The organism is Paracoccus tibetensis (genome assembly GCF_900102505.1).
GTDB classification, from domain to species: Bacteria; Pseudomonadota; Alphaproteobacteria; order Rhodobacterales; family Rhodobacteraceae; genus Paracoccus; species Paracoccus tibetensis.
Map to the genome: position 1 here is coordinate 1 of NZ_FMVT01000015.1, position 17,304 is coordinate 17,304.

The 17,304-nt window shown below is 70.2% G+C and carries 17 protein-coding genes and 1 pseudogene; 9 read left to right on the forward strand and 9 right to left on the reverse strand.

Features of this window, described 5'->3' with window-relative positions; genetic code table 11:
- Positions 1–141: pseudogene (locus BLP73_RS19800) on the forward strand (polysaccharide biosynthesis/export family protein); the annotation flags it as partial.
- Complete coding sequence (locus BLP73_RS16695) at positions 116–2,149, forward strand: capsular polysaccharide biosynthesis protein (protein WP_090747412.1); 2,034 nt, start codon at positions 116–118, stop codon at positions 2,147–2,149. The pseudogene BLP73_RS19800 and the gene BLP73_RS16695, both read left to right, overlap by 26 nt.
- Before the next feature lie 9 nt (positions 2,150–2,158).
- Here BLP73_RS16695 and ribD read toward each other — a convergent pair whose 3' ends face one another.
- On the reverse strand, positions 2,159–3,172 hold the full coding sequence (ribD, locus tag BLP73_RS16700; RefSeq protein ID WP_281179940.1) for a bifunctional diaminohydroxyphosphoribosylaminopyrimidine deaminase/5-amino-6-(5-phosphoribosylamino)uracil reductase RibD: 1,014 nt from the start codon (positions 3,170–3,172) through the stop codon (positions 2,159–2,161).
- The gene (gene nrdR / locus BLP73_RS16705) at positions 3,169–3,633 is read right to left on the reverse strand and encodes a transcriptional regulator NrdR (protein ID WP_090747415.1); all 465 of its coding nucleotides are present in this window, start codon (positions 3,631–3,633) and stop codon (positions 3,169–3,171) included. The genes ribD and nrdR overlap by 4 nt, the downstream gene beginning before the upstream one ends.
- 148 nt (positions 3,634–3,781) lie before the next feature.
- Here nrdR and BLP73_RS16710 point away from each other — a divergent pair, with 148 nt between their 5' ends.
- Positions 3,782–4,453 carry an SDR family oxidoreductase gene (locus BLP73_RS16710; RefSeq protein WP_090747418.1) on the forward strand — a complete coding sequence of 224 codons (672 nt, stop codon included), beginning with the start codon at positions 3,782–3,784 and terminating at the stop codon, positions 4,451–4,453.
- Positions 4,454–4,473: 20 nt separating this feature from the next.
- Here BLP73_RS16710 and BLP73_RS19640 read toward each other — a convergent pair whose 3' ends face one another.
- The 6 genes from BLP73_RS19640 to BLP73_RS16740 form a co-directional block, all read right to left on the reverse strand.
- A complete protein-coding gene (locus tag BLP73_RS19640; protein WP_090747421.1) occupies positions 4,474–4,896 on the reverse strand; it encodes a secondary thiamine-phosphate synthase enzyme YjbQ in 423 nt (140 codons plus the stop codon).
- Entirely contained in the window at positions 4,893–6,356 is a 1,464-nt protein-coding gene (locus BLP73_RS19645; RefSeq protein WP_090747424.1) for a DNA recombination protein RmuC, read from the reverse strand. The genes BLP73_RS19640 and BLP73_RS19645 overlap by 4 nt, the downstream gene beginning before the upstream one ends.
- Before the next feature lie 57 nt (positions 6,357–6,413).
- Positions 6,414–6,827, reverse strand: a complete 414-nt coding sequence (locus tag BLP73_RS16725; RefSeq protein WP_175453406.1) for a BLUF domain-containing protein — start codon at positions 6,825–6,827, stop codon at positions 6,414–6,416.
- 1 nt (position 6,828) lies between these two features.
- Positions 6,829–8,805: an RNA polymerase sigma factor RpoD gene (gene rpoD, locus BLP73_RS16730; RefSeq protein ID WP_090747431.1), complete on the reverse strand. Its 1,977-nt coding sequence runs from the start codon at positions 8,803–8,805 to the stop codon at positions 6,829–6,831.
- Between the two features lie 152 nt (positions 8,806–8,957).
- Complete coding sequence (gene dnaG, locus BLP73_RS16735) at positions 8,958–10,868, reverse strand: DNA primase (RefSeq protein WP_090747434.1); 1,911 nt, start codon at positions 10,866–10,868, stop codon at positions 8,958–8,960.
- A 66-nt stretch (positions 10,869–10,934) separates the two neighbouring features.
- A complete protein-coding gene (locus tag BLP73_RS16740) occupies positions 10,935–11,519 on the reverse strand; it encodes a TetR/AcrR family transcriptional regulator (protein WP_090747438.1) in 585 nt (194 codons plus the stop codon).
- A gap of 86 nt (positions 11,520–11,605) precedes the next feature.
- Between BLP73_RS16740 and BLP73_RS16745 the strand changes: the two genes are divergently transcribed.
- The 5 genes from BLP73_RS16745 to gluQRS all read left to right on the forward strand — a co-directional run bounded on the left by BLP73_RS16745 (position 11,606) and on the right by gluQRS (position 16,128).
- A complete protein-coding gene (locus BLP73_RS16745; protein ID WP_090747441.1) occupies positions 11,606–11,905 on the forward strand; it encodes a hypothetical protein in 300 nt (99 codons plus the stop codon).
- A gap of 56 nt (positions 11,906–11,961) precedes the next feature.
- Entirely contained in the window at positions 11,962–13,128 is a 1,167-nt protein-coding gene (locus BLP73_RS16750; RefSeq protein WP_090747444.1) for an alpha-hydroxy acid oxidase, read from the forward strand.
- Between the two features lie 110 nt (positions 13,129–13,238).
- Positions 13,239–13,859 carry a 50S ribosomal protein L25/general stress protein Ctc gene (locus tag BLP73_RS16755; RefSeq protein WP_090747447.1) on the forward strand — a complete coding sequence of 207 codons (621 nt, stop codon included), beginning with the start codon at positions 13,239–13,241 and terminating at the stop codon, positions 13,857–13,859.
- A 98-nt stretch (positions 13,860–13,957) separates the two neighbouring features.
- Positions 13,958–15,295 (forward strand): methylenetetrahydrofolate--tRNA-(uracil(54)-C(5))-methyltransferase (FADH(2)-oxidizing) TrmFO, encoded by a 1,338-nt coding sequence (gene trmFO / locus BLP73_RS16760; RefSeq protein WP_090747450.1) that lies wholly within the window; start codon positions 13,958–13,960, stop codon positions 15,293–15,295.
- Positions 15,277–16,128, forward strand: coding sequence for a tRNA glutamyl-Q(34) synthetase GluQRS (gluQRS, locus tag BLP73_RS16765; protein WP_090747453.1), 852 nt, complete (start codon positions 15,277–15,279; stop codon positions 16,126–16,128). Before trmFO ends, gluQRS begins: the two co-directional genes overlap by 19 nt.
- A gap of 66 nt (positions 16,129–16,194) precedes the next feature.
- Here gluQRS and hisI read toward each other — a convergent pair whose 3' ends face one another.
- Entirely contained in the window at positions 16,195–16,551 is a 357-nt protein-coding gene (gene hisI / locus BLP73_RS16770; protein ID WP_090747456.1) for a phosphoribosyl-AMP cyclohydrolase, read from the reverse strand.
- 60 nt (positions 16,552–16,611) lie between these two features.
- Here hisI and BLP73_RS16775 point away from each other — a divergent pair, with 60 nt between their 5' ends.
- Complete coding sequence (locus BLP73_RS16775) at positions 16,612–17,055, forward strand: iron-sulfur cluster assembly scaffold protein (protein ID WP_090747459.1); 444 nt, start codon at positions 16,612–16,614, stop codon at positions 17,053–17,055.
- Positions 17,056–17,304 lie beyond the last annotated feature (249 nt).

Sequence of the window (17,304 nt, forward strand, 5' to 3'; positions counted from 1 at the left end):
TTCCTGGCGCGTGACTTCATCATCCGCGACGGCGACACGGTCTATGTCACCGAAGCGCCCTACGTGCAGTGGCAGAAGGTGCTCTCGGCCATCACCGGCAGCGCATCGACCGCCAATGACCTGGCGTCCATTGGGGGCTGACCCCGACCTGACGAACGACCTGCAAGCCGCCGGACCCCTCCGGCGGCTTTGCGTTTTGAACCTCGGCTTCCTGCGCCAATCCCGCCTCCGCCGCATTCTTGAACTGTCCGGCTGGCACGTCACGCTCGGCCTGCCGCGCGCGGGCGACGCGGTCGGCATCTGGGGCGCCAGCCCGACCGCCTGGCGCGGCCGCGCCGTCGCGGCGCGCTGGAACGCGCCCCTCGTGACGGTCGAGGACGCGTTCCTCCGCTCGATCCCGCCCGGCCGGGCCCGCGGCCGCCTTGCGCGACGCGGTCCCATCGGGTTGATGATCGACGAGGACGGGCTGCATTTCGACCCCGCCCGCCCCTCGCGGCTCGAGCGCCTCATCCGCGCCCCGCTATCCCCGCAGCAGCAGGCCGCTGCGCGCGAGGGTCTCGCCCGCCTGCGCGCGGCGGACCTCTCCAAGTATAACGCCCACGACCCGGCCGCCGCGCCCCCGCCTGCGGGCTACGTGCTGGTCATCGACCAGACGCGGGGCGATGCCTCGCTTCTCGGGGCGGGCCGGCCGCTGTTCCTTGCCATGCTGGAGGCCGCGCGGGACGAGCATCCCGGCAAGCGCATCGTCCTGCGCAGCCACCCCGAGACCGCCGCGGGCCTGCGCCCCGGCCATCTCGGACCCGTCGACCTGAAGCCCGGCGAGATCCTCTGCGACGGCCCCGTCTCGCCTTGGCGCCTGGTCGACAACGCGGACGCGGTCTATGCCGTCAGCTCGCAACTCGGCTACGAGGCGCTTCTGGCGGGGCATCGGCCCCGCCTTTTCGGCCAGCCCTTCTATGCGGGCTGGGGCCTCAGCGACGACCGCGATCCCCTGCCCCGCGGCCCCCGCGGCACGGCCAGCCCCGACGCGCTTTTTGTCGCCAGCCACCTGACCGGTCCTCGCTGGTTTGATCCCTGCCGCGACAGGCTGACGGATTTCAGCGGCGCGCTGGACCAGATCGAGGCGGAGGCGCGCGTCTTCCGTCAGGATCGCGCGGGTCATGTGGCCTTCGGGATGCGGCTCTGGAAACGGCGCTTTCTCGCGCGCGAGTTCGGCGATGTCCGTCCGCTGCGGCACGTGCGCCGGCCCGGGCCCGAGGTCACGCTGGTCTGGGCTGCCAAGGCGGCCGAGTCGCCGCAGGCCGCGCGGGTCGAGGACGGGTTCCTGCGCTCGCGCGGGCTCGGCGCGGCGCTGACCCCGCCCCTGTCGCTGATCGTCGACGAGGCCGGCATCTATTTCGACCCGCGCATGCCCTCGCGGCTGGAGGCGCTGGTCGCCGCCGGCCCGCCTCCCGGCGGAGAGGCGCGGGCCGCCCGGCTGATCGAGGCGCTGATCCGGCAGCGCCTGACCAAGTACAATCTCGGCGGCGCGGCCGACCTGCCGCCGCGCGACGGGCGTCCGCGCATCCTCGTCCCCGGCCAGGTCGAGGATGACGCATCGATCCTCTGCGGCGCGGGGGCCGAGCGGCGCAATCTCGACCTGCTGGCGCGGGTGCGGGCCGAGCGACCCGAGGCGCAGATCATCTACAAGCCTCATCCCGATGTCGAGGCGGGGCTGCGGCCCGGCCGCATCCCGGAGGCCGAGCTGGCGCGGCTCGCGGACCACGTGGCCCACGCGGCCGATCCGGTGCGGCTGATCGAGGCGGTGGACGAGCTGTGGACCATCACCTCCACGATGGGCTTTGAGGCGCTTCTGCGCGGGCTGCCCGTCACGACCCTCGGTGCGCCCTTCTATGCGGGGTGGGGCCTGACGCATGACCTTGGCTCGGTCCCCGACCGCCGCACGGCCCGCCCCAGCCTTGCCGCGCTGGCCCATGCCTGCCTCATCGCCTATCCCCGCTACCGCGATCCTGTCACGGGCTTGCCCTGCCCGCCCGAGGTCGCGCTGGAGCGGCTTGCCGCGGGCATGGCTCCTGCCCCTCCGGCACTGCGCGTGCTTGCCAAGGCGCAGGGGGCGATGGCCGGCCATGCCTGGCTCTGGCGGCGGTAGTCCCGGCGGTCAGTCCTCGATTCGGCGCCAGCGGTGGATCACGTCGCCGCCCAAGGCGCGCGTCTCTACCAGCCGGAAGCGGGTGGCGGTGGCGAGGTCCGGCCAGTCGAGCCGCCCCGTCGCGGGCCGCGCCTCGCAGCCGAGGACCACGCCCGCCGTGTAGCCGACCAGCTCGTCCACCAAGTTCGCGCGCAGCAGGCCGGCCGCCACGGCGCCGCCGCCCTCGCAGAAGAGCCGCGTGATGCCCCGCTGACCAAGCTGGGCCAGGACCTCGGGCAAGGGGCCTGCAACCTGCCAGAGCGGCCCGTGGTCCGGCCCCTCGGGCGCCAGCGCCGGCAAGGACTGGCGCGACAGCACCACGCGCACCGGCTGGCGCGGCGTGCGGATGCCACGCACGTTCATCTGCGGCAGGTCGGCGCGGGCGGTGCCGCCTCCGACCATCACCGCGTCATGCCGGGCCCGCAGAAGATGGACATGCGCCCGCGCCGCGGGGCCGGTGATCCAGCGGCTCTCGCCGTCCGGCATGGCGATGCGGCCGTCGAAGCTTGTCGCCAGCTTGAGCGTGACAAGCGGCCGGCCGCGCAGCACGCGGCTGAGAAACCCGGCCTGCAGCGCGCGGGCGGCGGGCTCGGCCACGCCCTCGGTCACCTCGATCCCTGCTGCGCGCAGGATGGCGTGACCGCGTCCCGACACCCGTGCATCGGGGTCCGTCATCGCCGAGACGACCCGCCCCACCCCCGCCGCGACCAGCGCCTCGGCGCAGGGCGGCGTGCGGCCGTGATGGGCGCAGGGCTCAAGGGTGACATAGGCGGTGGCGCCCCGCGCCGCTGCGCCGGCCATGTCCAGCGCCATCCGCTCGGCATGGGGGCGTCCGCCGGGCTGGGTCCAGCCGCGCCCGACGACACGGCCCTCGCGCACCAACACGCAGCCGACCGCAGGGTTGGGCCAGACGTTGCCAAGCCCGCGCGCGGCCAGCCGCAGCGCATGGGCCATGTGCCGGGCGTCGGTCTCGGGGCGGCTCACTCGCGTCCGCTGCCGGGGCGCAGCTCGGCCACGAACTTGTCGAAATCGCCGGCGTCCTGGAAGTTCTTGTAGACGCTGGCAAAGCGGACATAGGCGACGTTGTCGATGCGCGAGAGCGCCTCCATCACGATCTCGCCGATCATCTTCGACGATATGTCCGTTTCGCCGGTGCTTTCCAGCCGGCGGACGATGCCGCTGATCATCTGCTCGATCCGCTCGGGCTCGACCGGGCGCTTCTGCATGGCGATGCGGATCGAACGAGCCATCTTGTCGCGGTCGAAATCCTCGCGCCGCCCGTTCGTCTTCACGACCACCAGATCGCGCAGCTGCACCCGCTCATAGGTGGTGAAGCGCCCGCTGCAGGCAGGGCAGAAGCGCCGGCGCCGAATCGCGACGTTATCCTCGGCCGGGCGGGAGTCCTTGACCTGAGTATCGACGTTTCCGCAAAATGGGCAGCGCATCGGTTGTCCCTTTGGTCCGGCAATCCGCAGCGACTATAGGGGCGCGGGCAGGTCTTGGGTAGTGGTTATCCACAGGCCACAAGATGCGCTGCCCGGAACCTGTGTCCCGATTGCCTCGTTCTGAGAGGGCACAAGCTGGGGCAGGATCATGACGCGGACATTGTTCATCACGGGCGCTTCATCGGGGATCGGCGCCGCGACCGCGCGGCTGGCCTCGAAGGCGGGCTGGAACGTCGCCCTTCTGGCGCGCTCGGCCGACAAACTGGAAGCGTTGGCCGAGGAGCTGCCGGGCGAGTCCCTGGTCCATGCCGGCGACGCCACCTCCGAGCGCGACCTGACCGCCGCCACCGCCGCCACGGCAGAGCGCTTTGGCGGCATCGACGCGGGCTTCGCCAATGCGGGGCGCGGGCTGAAGCGCCCGGGCACCGAGGCGGCGGACCTGGACGACATCCGCGGCATGATCGAGCTGAACGTGATGGGCGTCGTGCTCGCATCCCGCATCCTGCTGCCGCATCTTCGCCGCAGCCGCGGCTCGCTGGTGCTGACCGGCTCGGCGGCCGGGCGCATCCACATCGCCGGCTCGATCTATGGCGCGACGAAGTGGTTCGTGCACGGCTATGGGGGCAACCTGGCCGAGGAAATGCGCGAATGGGGCGGGCGCTGCACCGTCATCTCGCCGGGGATGGTGGACACGGACTTCTTCGACAAGGGCGCCCCCGACAAGCTGCAGCCCGAGGATGTCGCGGCGGCGGTCCTGCACGCCATCGAGGCGCCGCCCCGTGCCGCGATCCGCGAGATCCACCTGATGCCTCAAAACTAACGTCGCGAACCCGGCCGTGATCAGGCGGGCTGGAACAGCGCCGCCACCTCGCGCCGATGGGCCGCAACGCGGTGCTCGATCACGAAGATGCCCTGCCAGCGCCCCAGAATCATGCGCCCCGCCTCGACCGGGATCTGCAGGCTGACCGGCAGAACCGCCGCCTTCAGATGCGCGGGCATGTCGTCCGGCCCCTCGTCCCGATGGGTGATCCAGCTCATTTCTGGGTCATCCGCGGGCGGGACCAGCCGTTGCAGCCAGGCGTTCAGGTCGCGCTGCACGTCCGGGTCGGCATTCTCCTGGATCAGCAGCGAGGCCGAGGTGTGGCGGATCATCAGCGTCAGCAGCCCGTCCGCCGCGGCCCGCTGGCCGATGAAGCGCGCGGCGTCGGCGGTGATCTCATAGCTGCCGGGCCCCTGCGTGTGCAGCCGGATCAGGCCGATCACTCGGCCGCCTCCGGCCCCGCCAGCTGCGGCGGCTCCTCGCCCTCGTCGCGGTCGTGGTCCAGCGCGATCTGCTTGCTGGCCCGCGCGCCGAGGCCGCGCAGCATCTCCACCTGCCGCACCACGTTGCCCGAGCCGCGGCAGAGCCGGTCCATCGCCTGCCCCTGCGCCCGGTTCGCTTGGTCCAGCGCGCGGCTGACGGCCTCCATCGCCTCGGCCACGCCGGCGATCTTGTCGTAGAGCGCGCCGGCGCGGCGAGCGATCTCCATCGCGTTGCTCTCGCGCCGCTCGACCGACCAGATATGCTCGACCGTCCGGAGGGTCAGCATCAGCGTCGTCGGCGTGGTCAGGCCCACCCGCCGCTCCATCGCGAAGGCGGCCAGCGCGGGATCGGCCCGCAGTGCCTCGGAGAAGGCGCCCTCGATGGGGATGAACATCAGCACGTAATCGACCGAAGCGTCGTCCATCCGCTGGTAGCCCCGTTCCGAAAGAGCGGTGATGTGGTTGCGCACGGCCGTCACGTGGCGGCGCAGGGCCGCGGCGGCCTCGGCCGGGTCCTCGTGCGTCACCGCGGCCTCGTAGTCGTTCAGCGAGACCTTGCTGTCGATGACCATGACCTTGCCGCGCGGCATCTTCACCACCACATCCGGGCGCCACAGCTTCCCCTCGTCGTCGCGCCAGCTGGCCTGCATCTGGTAATGCACGTCCGGCATCAGGCCCGAGCTTTCCAGCAGCCGCTCCAGCACCATCTCGCCCCATGCACCCTGCCGCTGCTTGTCACCCTTCAGCGCGCGGGTCAGGTTCACCGCCTCGCGGCTGATCTCTTCGCTGCGCTGGTGCAGCGACATGATGTGCTCGCGCAGTTTCGCAGATTCTTCGTCGAGGATCTTGTTCCGGCTGGACAATTCCGTCTGGAACTGGCTGACCTGCTCGCGGAACGGGGTCAGCAGCGCGCTGAGCTGCTCGCCATGGGCCTTCTGCAGGTCGGCTTGCTGGACCCGCAACGTCTCGGCCGAGAGCAGCTTGAACTGGCCCGACATCTCCTCGCGCAGCTCGCGCAGCGTGGCGATCTCGCGCGCCGCGGCCTCGCGGTCCTTCTCGGCCGCCAGCCGCGTCTCGGCCAGGCGCATCTCGAGCCCGGCGACCTCGCGGCGCGCCGCGTGCAGCGCATCCGTCAGCCCGTCCCGCTCTTCGCCCAGCTCGGCCAGCCGGCGCGACGCGCCCTCGGCCCGCGCCAGCGCCTCGGTCAGCTTCAGCTCGGCCTGATGAGCCGCGCCCTGCGCCGCCGCCTGCCCGCGCTCGGCCGTCTCGGCCCGTCCGGTCAGGGCAGCCGCCTCGGCGCCGCGCACCGCGTCCCGTGCGCGCCAGCGCCCGGCCTGCTGCCAGAAGACCAGCGCCAATGCGGCAAGCACAAGCGCCAGAAGCTGCCACGGCCAAGCCTGCGAAAGTAGAGCGTCCTGCATGTCGTCCCCTTTGTCCGGGGCCGAGTGTTCACAGTTTGTGCGCGTCGCGCAAGAGGGTCAGGTGGCCAGCGACAGCAGGAACGACACGACGCCGTTGTTGTAGTGGCTGCGGTCCACGGTCGAGTTGTCCGAGCGCGCGAACCAGTCCGTCAGCGATCCGCTGTTGCGGTCCGAAAAGCGCATCCGCCAGTCCTGGAACTGACGGTGCTCCAGCGGGCCTTGGTCGAGGATCTCGACCCGGTCGTGGCGATCGTCAGCGGAGATGGCGTCGAGGATCTGCACCAGGCTGCTGCTGGGCCCCTCGAGCCACTGGAAGAACATCCCGTCCTCGTAATGCAGGCAGCCGGTCAGCCCCAGCTTCTGGTTGCGGCTGCGGGCGGTCGCCAGAATGCGGCTGAGCCCGGCCTCTGTGAGGCCGGGCGCCGAGGCGCTGCGATAGAGGAAGAAGCCGAGGCCGTCGAAGCTGCGCAAGTCACTGGTCAAGGAACGACCGCAACTTTCTGCTCCGCGACGGATGCTTGAGCTTGCGCAGCGCCTTCGCCTCGATCTGGCGGATGCGCTCGCGGGTGACGCTGAACTGCTGGCCGACCTCTTCCAGCGTGTGATCGGTGTTCATGCCGATGCCGAAGCGCATCCGCAGCACCCGCTCTTCGCGCGGGGTGAGGCTGGCCAGAACGCGGGTCGTGGTTTCCTTCAGGTTCTCCTGGATCGCGCTGTCCAGCGGCAGGACGGCGTTCTTGTCCTCGATGAAATCGCCGAGCTGGCTGTCCTCCTCGTCCCCGATCGGGGTCTCGAGGCTGATCGGCTCCTTGGCGATCTTCATCACCTTGCGGACCTTCTCCAGCGGCATCTGGAGCTTCTCGGCCAGTTCCTCGGGCGTCGGCTCGCGGCCGATCTCGTGCAGCATCTGCCGGCCGGTGCGGACCAGCTTGTTGATCGTCTCGATCATGTGGACCGGGATGCGGATGGTCCGCGCCTGATCCGCGATGGACCGGGTGATCGCCTGACGGATCCACCAAGTCGCGTAGGTCGAGAACTTGTAGCCGCGGCGGTATTCGAACTTGTCGACGGCCTTCATCAGGCCGATATTGCCTTCCTGAATGAGATCAAGGAACTGCAGGCCACGGTTCGTGTATTTCTTGGCGATCGAGATCACGAGGCGCAGGTTCGCCTCGACCATCTCCTTCTTGGCCTGCCGGGCCTCCTTCTCGCCGCGCTGAACCTGGCTGACGATGCGGCGGAACTCCTCGATATCGACGCCAACATACTGGCCGACCTCGGCCATATCGGCGCGCAGCCGCTCGACCTGCGGGCGCGAGCGCTCGAAGAGGGCCTGCCAGCCCCGGCCGGCCTGGCCCGACATCCGCTCGACCCAGTTCGGGTCCAGCTCGCTGCCGCGATAGGCGTCGATGAACTCGCGCCGGTTGATCCGCGCCGCGTCGGCCAGCTTCACCATGCCGCTGTCGATGGTCACGATGCGGCGGTTGATGCCGTAAAGCTGGTCGACCAGCGCCTCGATCCGGCTGTTGTTCAGGTGAAGCGAGTTCACCAGCACGACGATCTCGCTGCGCAGCGACTGATAGTCGCTTTCGGCGCTGGCCGAGAAGCTGCTGTCCTCGTTCAGCGTCGCGGACATGCGCTGGTCCTGCATGTCGGCCAGACGCTCGTAATAGAGCGCGATGGATTCCAGCGTCTCGAGGACGCGGGGCTTCAGGCTCGCCTCCATCGCAGCCAGCGAGAGGTTGGCGCCCTCGTCCTCGTCCTCGTCCTCGTCGGCGCGCAGCGGATTGCCGTCGGCGTCGAATTCCTCGCGCTTGCTGGCGGCGGGGGCGGCGCCCTCGTCGTCAGGCGTCAGTTCCTCCTCCTCGCCCTCCTCGCCGTCCATGGACTGGCCGAAGGTGGTCTCGAGGTCGATGACGTCGCGCAGCAGGATCTCCTCGTCCAGAAGCTCCTCGCGCCACATGGTGATGGCCTTGAAGGTCAGCGGGCTTTCGCAGAGGCCCGCGATCATCGTGTTGCGGCCGGCCTCGATGCGCTTGGCGATGGCGATCTCGCCCTCGCGCGAGAGCAGCTCGACGCTGCCCATCTCGCGCAGGTACATGCGGACGGGATCGTCCGTGCGGTCCAGCTTCTCGGTCTCGGAGGTCGCGACGGCGACCTCGCGCGAGCCGGAGCCGGCGGGAACGACCGCGCCGCCCTCGGCTTCCTCGGCGGCGTCGTCATCCTCGATAACGTTGATGCCCATCTCGGACAGCATCGACATGACGTCCTCGATCTGCTCCGAGCTGACCTGCTCGGGCGGCAGGACGGCGTTCAGCTGATCATAGGTGATGTAGCCGCGTTCGCGCGCCTCGGAGATCATCTTCTTGACCGCCGCCTGGCTCATGTCCAGGGTATGCGCGTTCTCGTCGCGCTCGCTCTTGTCGTGCTCGTCGTCCTTGGCGGCCATCAAGGGGTCCTTCTCGTCACGGGCTGGGACCGATTCGGACGCCAGTGCCGAATCGTCACGAATCTGTCTCGGTTGTATCGCCATCGCGGGGCGAATCAAAGACCGGGCGGGCCTGTTGATTCGCGCCCGCACTGGCGGGTGTCGCGTTGCCCCTAGCGGCGCGGCGGCTTGCGCCAGATCTGGCCAGAGAGCCAGCCGTCGAGCTGCGTCGAAAGCGCGTCACGGTCCTCGGTGAAATCGCCGAGGTTTTCCATGTCAGGCCGCTCGGCCCGGTGGCGGGCACGGGTGATCTGGCTGATGCGCCAGGTCAGGCCCTCGTCGGCCTCGCCTTGGATCTCGGCCTCGGCACGGGCCAATTCGGCGCGGCCGGCGCGCAACGCCTCCATCCGGTCGAGGAGGTTGCACAGGATCGCGCTTGCCGTCTCCACCTCCTGCTGCTCGATCACCGTCGGGGTCAGGCCCAGATGGGCGTCCTGCCGCAGCCTTTCAAGCCCGCGCTGGCCGGCGTCGCTGTCGGTCCCGCTCAGCAGGTCGTGAAGCAGCGCGGCGCGGTCGGGATCGCGCGGCAGCAGCCGTTCCAGCTGCGGCGCCACGGCCGCCATGCAGGGCGGACGCAAGGCGCAGATCAAGAGCGCCGCACCTTCCAGCAGGTCCTCGCCCGCCTCGGGCAAGGTCACCGTGATCGGCCCGATCGGCGCGCGCGGCGGCGCCCCGCCCGTGCCGCGACGGGCCATGCTGCGCCCGGCTGGCCCCTGCCGGCTTGCAGCCTGCGGCTTGCGGGCGCCGAAGAGGTCCCACTGCTTGCGCTTCAGCTCGCTGGCGTAGTGGCCGCGCGTCCGCTCGTCCGGGATCTTCGCGATGGCGGCGGCAAGGCGCGCCTCCAGCGCGGCGCGGCGCTCGGGGCTGTCGAAACTCTGCCCCTCGGTCTCGCGGCTCCAGAGAAGGTCGAGCAGCGGGCGCGCGCCGTCCAGCAGCGCGCCCATGGCGCCGGGGCCGGCGGACGTGATCAGGTCGTCCGGGTCCTGCCCCGCGGGCAGGATGACGAAGCGCAGCGCCTGGCCCGGTCCCGTCATCGGCAGCGCCAGATCGATGAGCCGCTGCGCCGCGCGCTGTCCGGCCGCATCGCCGTCGAGCGCGATCACCGGCTCGGGCGAGACGCGCCACATCAGGCGCAGCTGCTCTTCGGTGATGGCGGTGCCAAGCGGGGCGACGGCCCCCTCGAAGCCGGCGCGGGCCAAGGCGATGACGTCCATGTAGCCCTCGGCCACGATCAGCCGCTGGCCCTTGGCGACCGCGCCGCGCGCCGGGCCGAGGTTGTAGAGGTTGCGGCCCTTGTCGAAGAGCGGCGTTTCGGGGCTGTTGAGATATTTCGCCCGCGCGTTCGGGTCCATCGCCCGTCCGCCGAAGCCAATGCAGCGGCCCTGCCCGTCGCGGATCGGGAAGATGATCCGGCCGCGAAAGCGGTCATAGGCCGCCCCGCCCCCGTCGGGCCGCGCGGACATGCCGGCCTCGACGATCAGCGCCTCGTCGAAGCCCTTCTCGCGCAGGGCGGCGGTCAGGGCGGTCCGCTGGTCGGGGGCGAAGCCGATCTCGAAGCGCTCGAGCGCGGCGGCATCGAGGCCGCGGCGCGTCAGGTAGTCGCGCGCCTCGGCCGCGGCCGAGGTCTGCAACTGCAGCCGGAACCAGCGGGCCGAGGCCTCGGTCACCTCTAGCAGGCGAGAACGGCGGTCGGTGCGCTCGCGCGCCCGGGGGTCGGGCTCGGGCATGGCGAGGCCCGCCTCGGCGGCCAGCAGCTTCACCGCGTCGATGAAGGGCAGGCCGTCATGCTCGCGCAGGAAGGTCAGCGCGTCGCCCTTGGCGTGGCAGCCGAAGCAGTAATAGAAGCCCTTCTGGTCGTCGCAATGGAAGCTGGCGGACTTTTCCTGGTGGAACGGGCATGGCGCCCACCAGTCGCCGCGGCCCTGGTTCGACTTCCTCAGATCCCAGGTCACCTTCTTGCCGATCACCCGGCTGATGGGGACGCGGGCGCGAATCTCGTCGAGGAAGCCGGGGGGAAGGGACATGGCGCGATTATCCCGGATGCGGCGCAGGGCGGCAAGCGGTGGATGGGTATTTGGGCAACAGAGAAATCAGGCGCCCACCGCGCCCCGGGCCAGACCCCAGTAGATTTGCGCGATGCGGTCGCGGTCGAGGCGGCCGCCCTCGCGGTACCAGTTGGTGACGCCGGTCAGCATGGCGATGAGGGCCAGGGTCGTGAGCTTGGCATCCTCGATCCGCATCTGGCCCTCGGCGACGCCGGCGCGGAGGATCTGCTCGAGAACGGCCTCGTAGCGGCCCCGCAGCGCGGCGATGCGGGCGAAGTTCTCGGGCGTGAGGTTGCGCAGCTCCATGTAGGACAGGAAGACCGCGTCGGCGTGATCAAGGCTGAAGTCGATGTGGAAGCGCACGAAACGCTCGAGCCGCGCCAGCGGCGGCGCCTCGGGCGCGTCCGTCCAGGCGGCCAGCAGCTCCTGCATGTGGCTTTCCAGAAGGTCGGCCAGCAGCGCCTGCTTGTCGGGCGTGTAGGCGTATAGCGCGCCGGCCTGCACCCCCACCGCCGCCGCGATCTGGCGCATGGAGACGGCGGCATAGCCCTGCCGCGCGAAAAGGCGGCGGGCTTCACCCCGCACAAGCGGGCCGGTGATCTCGGCGCGGGAACCAGACGTGCGGGCCATGCGCGCCTTCTAGCGCCCCCCGCGCGGCAGGAAAAGCACCGACCGGCCCGCTTGTCGCCACCGGACACCGGGCGTAGGCTGTGCCGATGCAGACACGCTTCCGCCGGCCCTTCCCGACGCTGACCGCCCCCGCCCTGATCGCCTGCCTCGTCCTCGCCGCCTGCGACGGGGGCGCGGCCTATCCGCGCCTTCTGCCGACCGACAGCATCCTGGCCGAGCCGGCCCTGCCGGCGCATGCCCGCGGCCCGGCCGGCCCCCTCGACCCGGCGGCGCTGGAGGCGGCGAGCTCCGCGCGCGCCTCGGGGCTTCAGCAGCGGGCGCGCGAGCTGCAGGCGCCGGTGATTGATGCCGAGACCCGCGCGCGGATGCGCCGCGCGGGCGCGTGATTGCACGCCGCTGCCGCGCCTGCTAGGAACCGCGGACCAACGGAGGAGAGGCCGGGATGCCCGCGATCACCTGCATCGAGGACCTGAAGGCGCTGCACCGCGCGCGCACCCCGAAGATGTTCTACGACTACGCCGAATCAGGCAGCTACACCGAGCAGACCTTCCGCGAGAACACGACCGATTTCGCCCGCATCCGCCTGCGCCAGAAGGTGGCCGTGGACATGTCCAACCGCTCGCTCAGGGGCGACATGGTCGGCCTGCCGGTCGCGATGCCGATGGGCCTTGCCCCGGTCGGCTTCACCGGGATGCAGCACGCCGACGGCGAGATCCACGCCGCCCGCGCGGCCGAGAAGTTCGGCGTGCCCTTCTGCCTTTCGACCATGTCCATCTGCTCGATCGAGGATGTGGCGGCGCACACCACCGCGCCCTTCATGTTCCAGCTTTACGTGATGAAGGACCAGGAGTTCCTGGCCGGCATCATCGAGCGCGCCAAGGCCGCCCGCTGCAGCGCGCTGGTGCTGACGCTGGACCTGCAGATCCTCGGCCAGAGGCACAAGGACATCAAGAACGGCCTCTCCGCGCCCCCGAAGCTGACGCTGCCGGTGATGATGGACCTGGCGACCCGCTGGCGGTGGGGCCTCGGGATGCTGCAAACGAAGCGGCGCTATTTCGGCAACATCGTGGGCCATGCCAAAGGCGTTGGCGACATGTCCTCGCTCGGCAGCTGGACGGCCGAGCAGTTCGACGAGCGGCTGGACTGGGACAAGGTCGCCCGCATCCGCGACATGTGGGGCGGCAAGCTGATCCTGAAGGGCATCCTCGACCCCGAGGACGCGCGCATCGCGGCAGATTTCGGCGCCGACGCCATCGTCGTCAGCAATCACGGCGGCCGCCAATTGGACGGGGCGCTCAGCGCGATCCGGATGCTGCCCCATATCGTCGAGGCCGTGGGCGACCGGGTCGAGATCCACATGGACAGCGGCATCCGCTCGGGCCAGGACATCCTGAAGGCGCTGGCTCTCGGCGCCCATGCCACCTGGAGCGGGCGGGCCTGGATCCACGGGCTCGGCGCGATGGGCGAGGCGGGCGTGACCAAGGCGCTCGAGATCCTGCGCAAGGAACTGGACGTGACGATGGCGCTTTGCGGCGAGCGGGACGTGAAGAACCTCGGCCGCCACAACCTGCTGCTGCCCGAGGGCTTCCTCACCGAATACGGCGCCTGAGCGCGCCGCGATCGGGGCTTCACAACGGCCGCGTCCTGCGCTATGGGCACGCTTCGTCGCCACGCACCCTTGGAGGGTGGCGATCCAACCAACTGCTAAGGAATTACATCATGGCCAAAGAGATCCCTGATCTGGTGGCCGAGGCACGCGCGGGGTCAGGCAAGGGGGCCGCCCGCCAAGCTCGCCGCGACGGCAAGGTGCCCGGTATCGTTTATGGCGACGGCAAGGAGCCGGTCGCCATCCAGTTCGAATTCAACAAGCTGCTGACCACGCTGCGCGCGGGCCGCTTCATGTCCACGCTGTGGAACCTGAAGGTCGAGGGTCAGGACGACGTTCGCGTGATCTGCCGCGGCGTGCAGCGCGACGTCGTGAAGGATCTGCCGATCCACATTGACTTCATGCGCCTGCGCCGGACGTCGAAGGTGAACCTGTTCATCCCGGTCGAGTTCGTGAACCACGACAAGGCCCCCGGCCTCAAGCGCGGCGGCACCCTCGTGACCGTCCGCAACGAGGTCGAGCTGATCGTGACCGCGGGTGACATCCCCGACCACGTCACCGTGGACCTGGAAGGCCGCAACATCGGCGACACCATCCACATCAGCGACGTGACGCTGCCGGAAGGCGTCAAGCCGACCATCGACCGCGACTTCGTCATCGCCAACCTCGCGGCCCCTTCGGCGCTGCGCTCCAGCGACGAAGAAGCCGCCAGCGAAGAGGCTGCGGCCGAGTAATCCGCCGGCCTTGGCCGAGATCCGGGGGGCGGTGCCGCAGGCGCCGCCCCTTTCCATTCCGGCCCCGCGTTGCTAGCTCATCCTCCATGGAGACACGCATGGAACCCGTTCACATCATCGGCGCCGGCCTTGCTGGTTCGGAAGCCGCCTGGCAGATCACCCGCAGGGGCGTGCCCGTGGTGCTGCACGAGATGCGGCCCGCGGTCGAGACCTTCGCGCACAAGAGCGGCGATTTCGCCGAGATGGTCTGCTCGAACAGCTTCCGCTCGGATGACGACGTGATGAACGCCGTCGGCCAGCTCCATTGGGAGATGCGGGCGGCGGGGGGCCTCATCATGGAGATGGCCGGCCGCCACCGCCTGCCGGCCGGCGGCGCGCTCGCCGTCGACCGCGAGGCCTTCTCGGCGGCCGTCACCCAGATGCTGCGGGCCGAGCCGCTGGTGACCATCGCGCCGGGCGAGATCACCCAGCTGCCCGATACCGGCAACTGGATCGTGGCGACCGGCCCCCTCACCTCGGACGCGCTGGCCCATGCCATCCGCGGCGTGACCGGGACCGAGGCGCTGGCCTTCTTCGACGCCATCGCCCCCATCGTCCATGCCGAGACCATCGACATGTCCGTCGCATGGGAGCAGTCCCGCTACGACAAGGGCGAGACCCTCGCCGAGCAGAAGGCCTATATCAACTGCCCGATGACGAAGGACGAGTACGAGGGCTTCATCGACGCCCTGCTCGCCGCCGAGAAGACCGAGTTCCACGAGGGCGAGACCGCCGGCTATTTCGACGGCTGCCTGCCGATCGAGGTCATGGCCGAGCGCGGCCGCGAGACGCTGCGGCACGGCCCGATGAAGCCGGTGGGGCTGACGAACGCCCACAAGCCGCAGGACAAGCCCTATGCGGTGGTCCAGCTGCGCCGCGACAACGCGCTCGGCACGCTCTACAACATCGTCGGCTTCCAGACGAAGATGAAATACGGCGCGCAGACCCAGGTCTTCCGCATGATCCCGGGGCTTCAGAACGCCAGCTTCGCCCGCCTCGGCGGCATCCACCGAAACAGCTTCCTGAACTCGCCGACCCTCCTCGACGACCGCATGCGCTTGCGCCCCCGCCCGAACCTGCGCTTCGCGGGCCAGGTGACCGGGGTCGAGGGCTACGTGGAAAGCGCGGCGATGGGCCTGCTGGCCGGGCGGATGGCTGCCGCGCAGGCGCTCCGGCGCGACCTGCCGCCCCCGCCCTTCACCACGGCGATGGGCGCGCTCGTCAACCACATCACCGGCGGCGCCGAGGCCAAGACCTTCCAGCCGATGAACGTGAACTTCGGCCTTTTCCCGCCTCTGCCCGAGATGCGCAGCGGCCGCCGCGGCCGAAAGGACCGCTACCCGGCCTACACGCAACGCGCCAAGGACGACTTCAGCGCATGGCTGGCGACCCAGTAGCCTTTGGCGAGGCGACCCGCTTCGCCCCGTCCCCGACGGGGCTGCTGCATCTCGGCCACGCGTTCTCGGCCCTGACGGCGGCGGCGCATGGCCGCTTCCACCTCCGCATCGAGGACATCGACCGCGAGCGCTGCCGCCCCCATTACGAGGCCGCGATCTTCCAGGATCTCGCCTGGCTCGGCCTCGACTGGCCGCAGCCGGTCATGCGCCAGTCGGATCGCCTGCCCGCCTACCAGGCCGCCCTCGCCCGCCTCGCCCCTCTCACCTATCCCTGCCGCTGCCGCCGCGCCGACATCCGCGCCGCCCTTTCGGCGCCGCAGGAGGGCGCCCTGCCGGCCGGGCCCGACGGGCTGATCTATCCCGGCACCTGCCGCCACCGCCGCCATGAGGAGGCAGAGCCCGATGACGTCATCCGCCTCGACACCGCCCGTGCCTTTGCCGCGCTGAAGATCGACCGCATCGCCTTCCGCGACGCGGCGATCCTGCCCGGCGAGGATCACGTCCTTTCAGCCGACGAATTCGCCCAAGGCATCGGCGATGTCATCCTCGCGCGCCGCGGCATGGGCGCCTCCTACCACCTCGCCGTGGTGGTAGACGACGCGGCCCAGGGCATCACCCTGGTCACCCGCGGCAAGGACCTCTTCGACGCGACCTACATCCACGTCCTGCTCCAGCGCCTGCTGGACCTGCCGACCCCCCGCTACCTCCACCACCGGCTAATCCGCAATGAGGCCGGCAAGCGCCTGGCCAAGCGCGACGACGCGCGCGCGATCCGCCACTACCGCGAGGCCGGCGCCACGCCCGCCGACATCCGCCGGATGATCGGCCTCTGACCCATCTTCTGTGCAGAAATATCCCGGGGGGAGTCCGCGGCACGCGGACGGGGGGCAGCGCCCCCCTTACGCCATCGGCGCCATGATCACGACCTCGGCCCCGTCGCGCACGGCGGTGTAGAAACATGTCCGCCGGTTCGTGTGACAGGCCGGCCCGTCCTGCGCGACCAGCAGCAGCAGGCAGTCGCGGTCGCAATCCACCCGCATCTCTCGCAGGCTCTGCACATGGCCCGAGCTCTCGCCTTTCACCCAGAAGGACTGGCGCGAGCGCGACCAGTAGGTCACCCGCCCCGTCTCCAGCGTCCGGGCCACGGCCTCGGCATTCATCCAGGCCATCATCAGCACCTCTCCCGATGCGGCATCCTGGGCGATGGCGGGAACAAGACCATGGGCGTCATACTTGAGGCTTGCGGGGTCGAACATGAGGTTTCCTTCCTGAGGCCGGACCCCTATCTAGAGCCGAGACAGCTTGCAGGAAAGACCATGGCCGACAGCGATCTCATGCAGCTCTATTCCCGCCGAATCCTGGCGCTGACGACGGCCATCCCGCATCTGGGCCGCCTGCCCGCCGCTGAGGGGCGCGCGATGCGCCGCTCGCCCCATTGCGGCTCGTCGGTCTCGGTCGAGGTGACGATGGATGCGGGCCGCATCAGCGGCTTCGCGCAGGAGGTGCGGGCCTGCGCGCTTGGGCAAGCCTCGGCCTCGGTGCTGGGCCAGGCCGCGATCGGCCAGGACCGCGCGCAGATCGAAGGCACCCGCGCGGCCCTTGCCGCGATGCTCAAGGACGCCGCCCCGCCCCCCGCCGCGCCCTTCGCCGATCTCGAGGCGCTGATCCCGGCACGCGACTATCCCAACCGCCATGCCTCGATCCTGCTGGCATGGGACGCCCTGCTCGAGGCGATGGATCAGGCGACAGCCGCCGCCTGACGCCGTATCACCATGAACGCCAGCTTGAAAAAAGACCGGCCACCGGGGCCGGTCAGGTGCGCGTGCGGTTCGGGAACAGAGGGCGGCGCACAGGCGAAGGCGCCGCCGTCGCAACGCGGGGCAGAGATCACGCCTGCAGGATGCCGGGCAGCCACAGGATGACGGTCGTCGTCACCGCGACAGAGACGACGCCGATGAGGTCGGACAGGAATTCGGGATTACGCAGGTCGAGGGTCATGGCAGCAACTC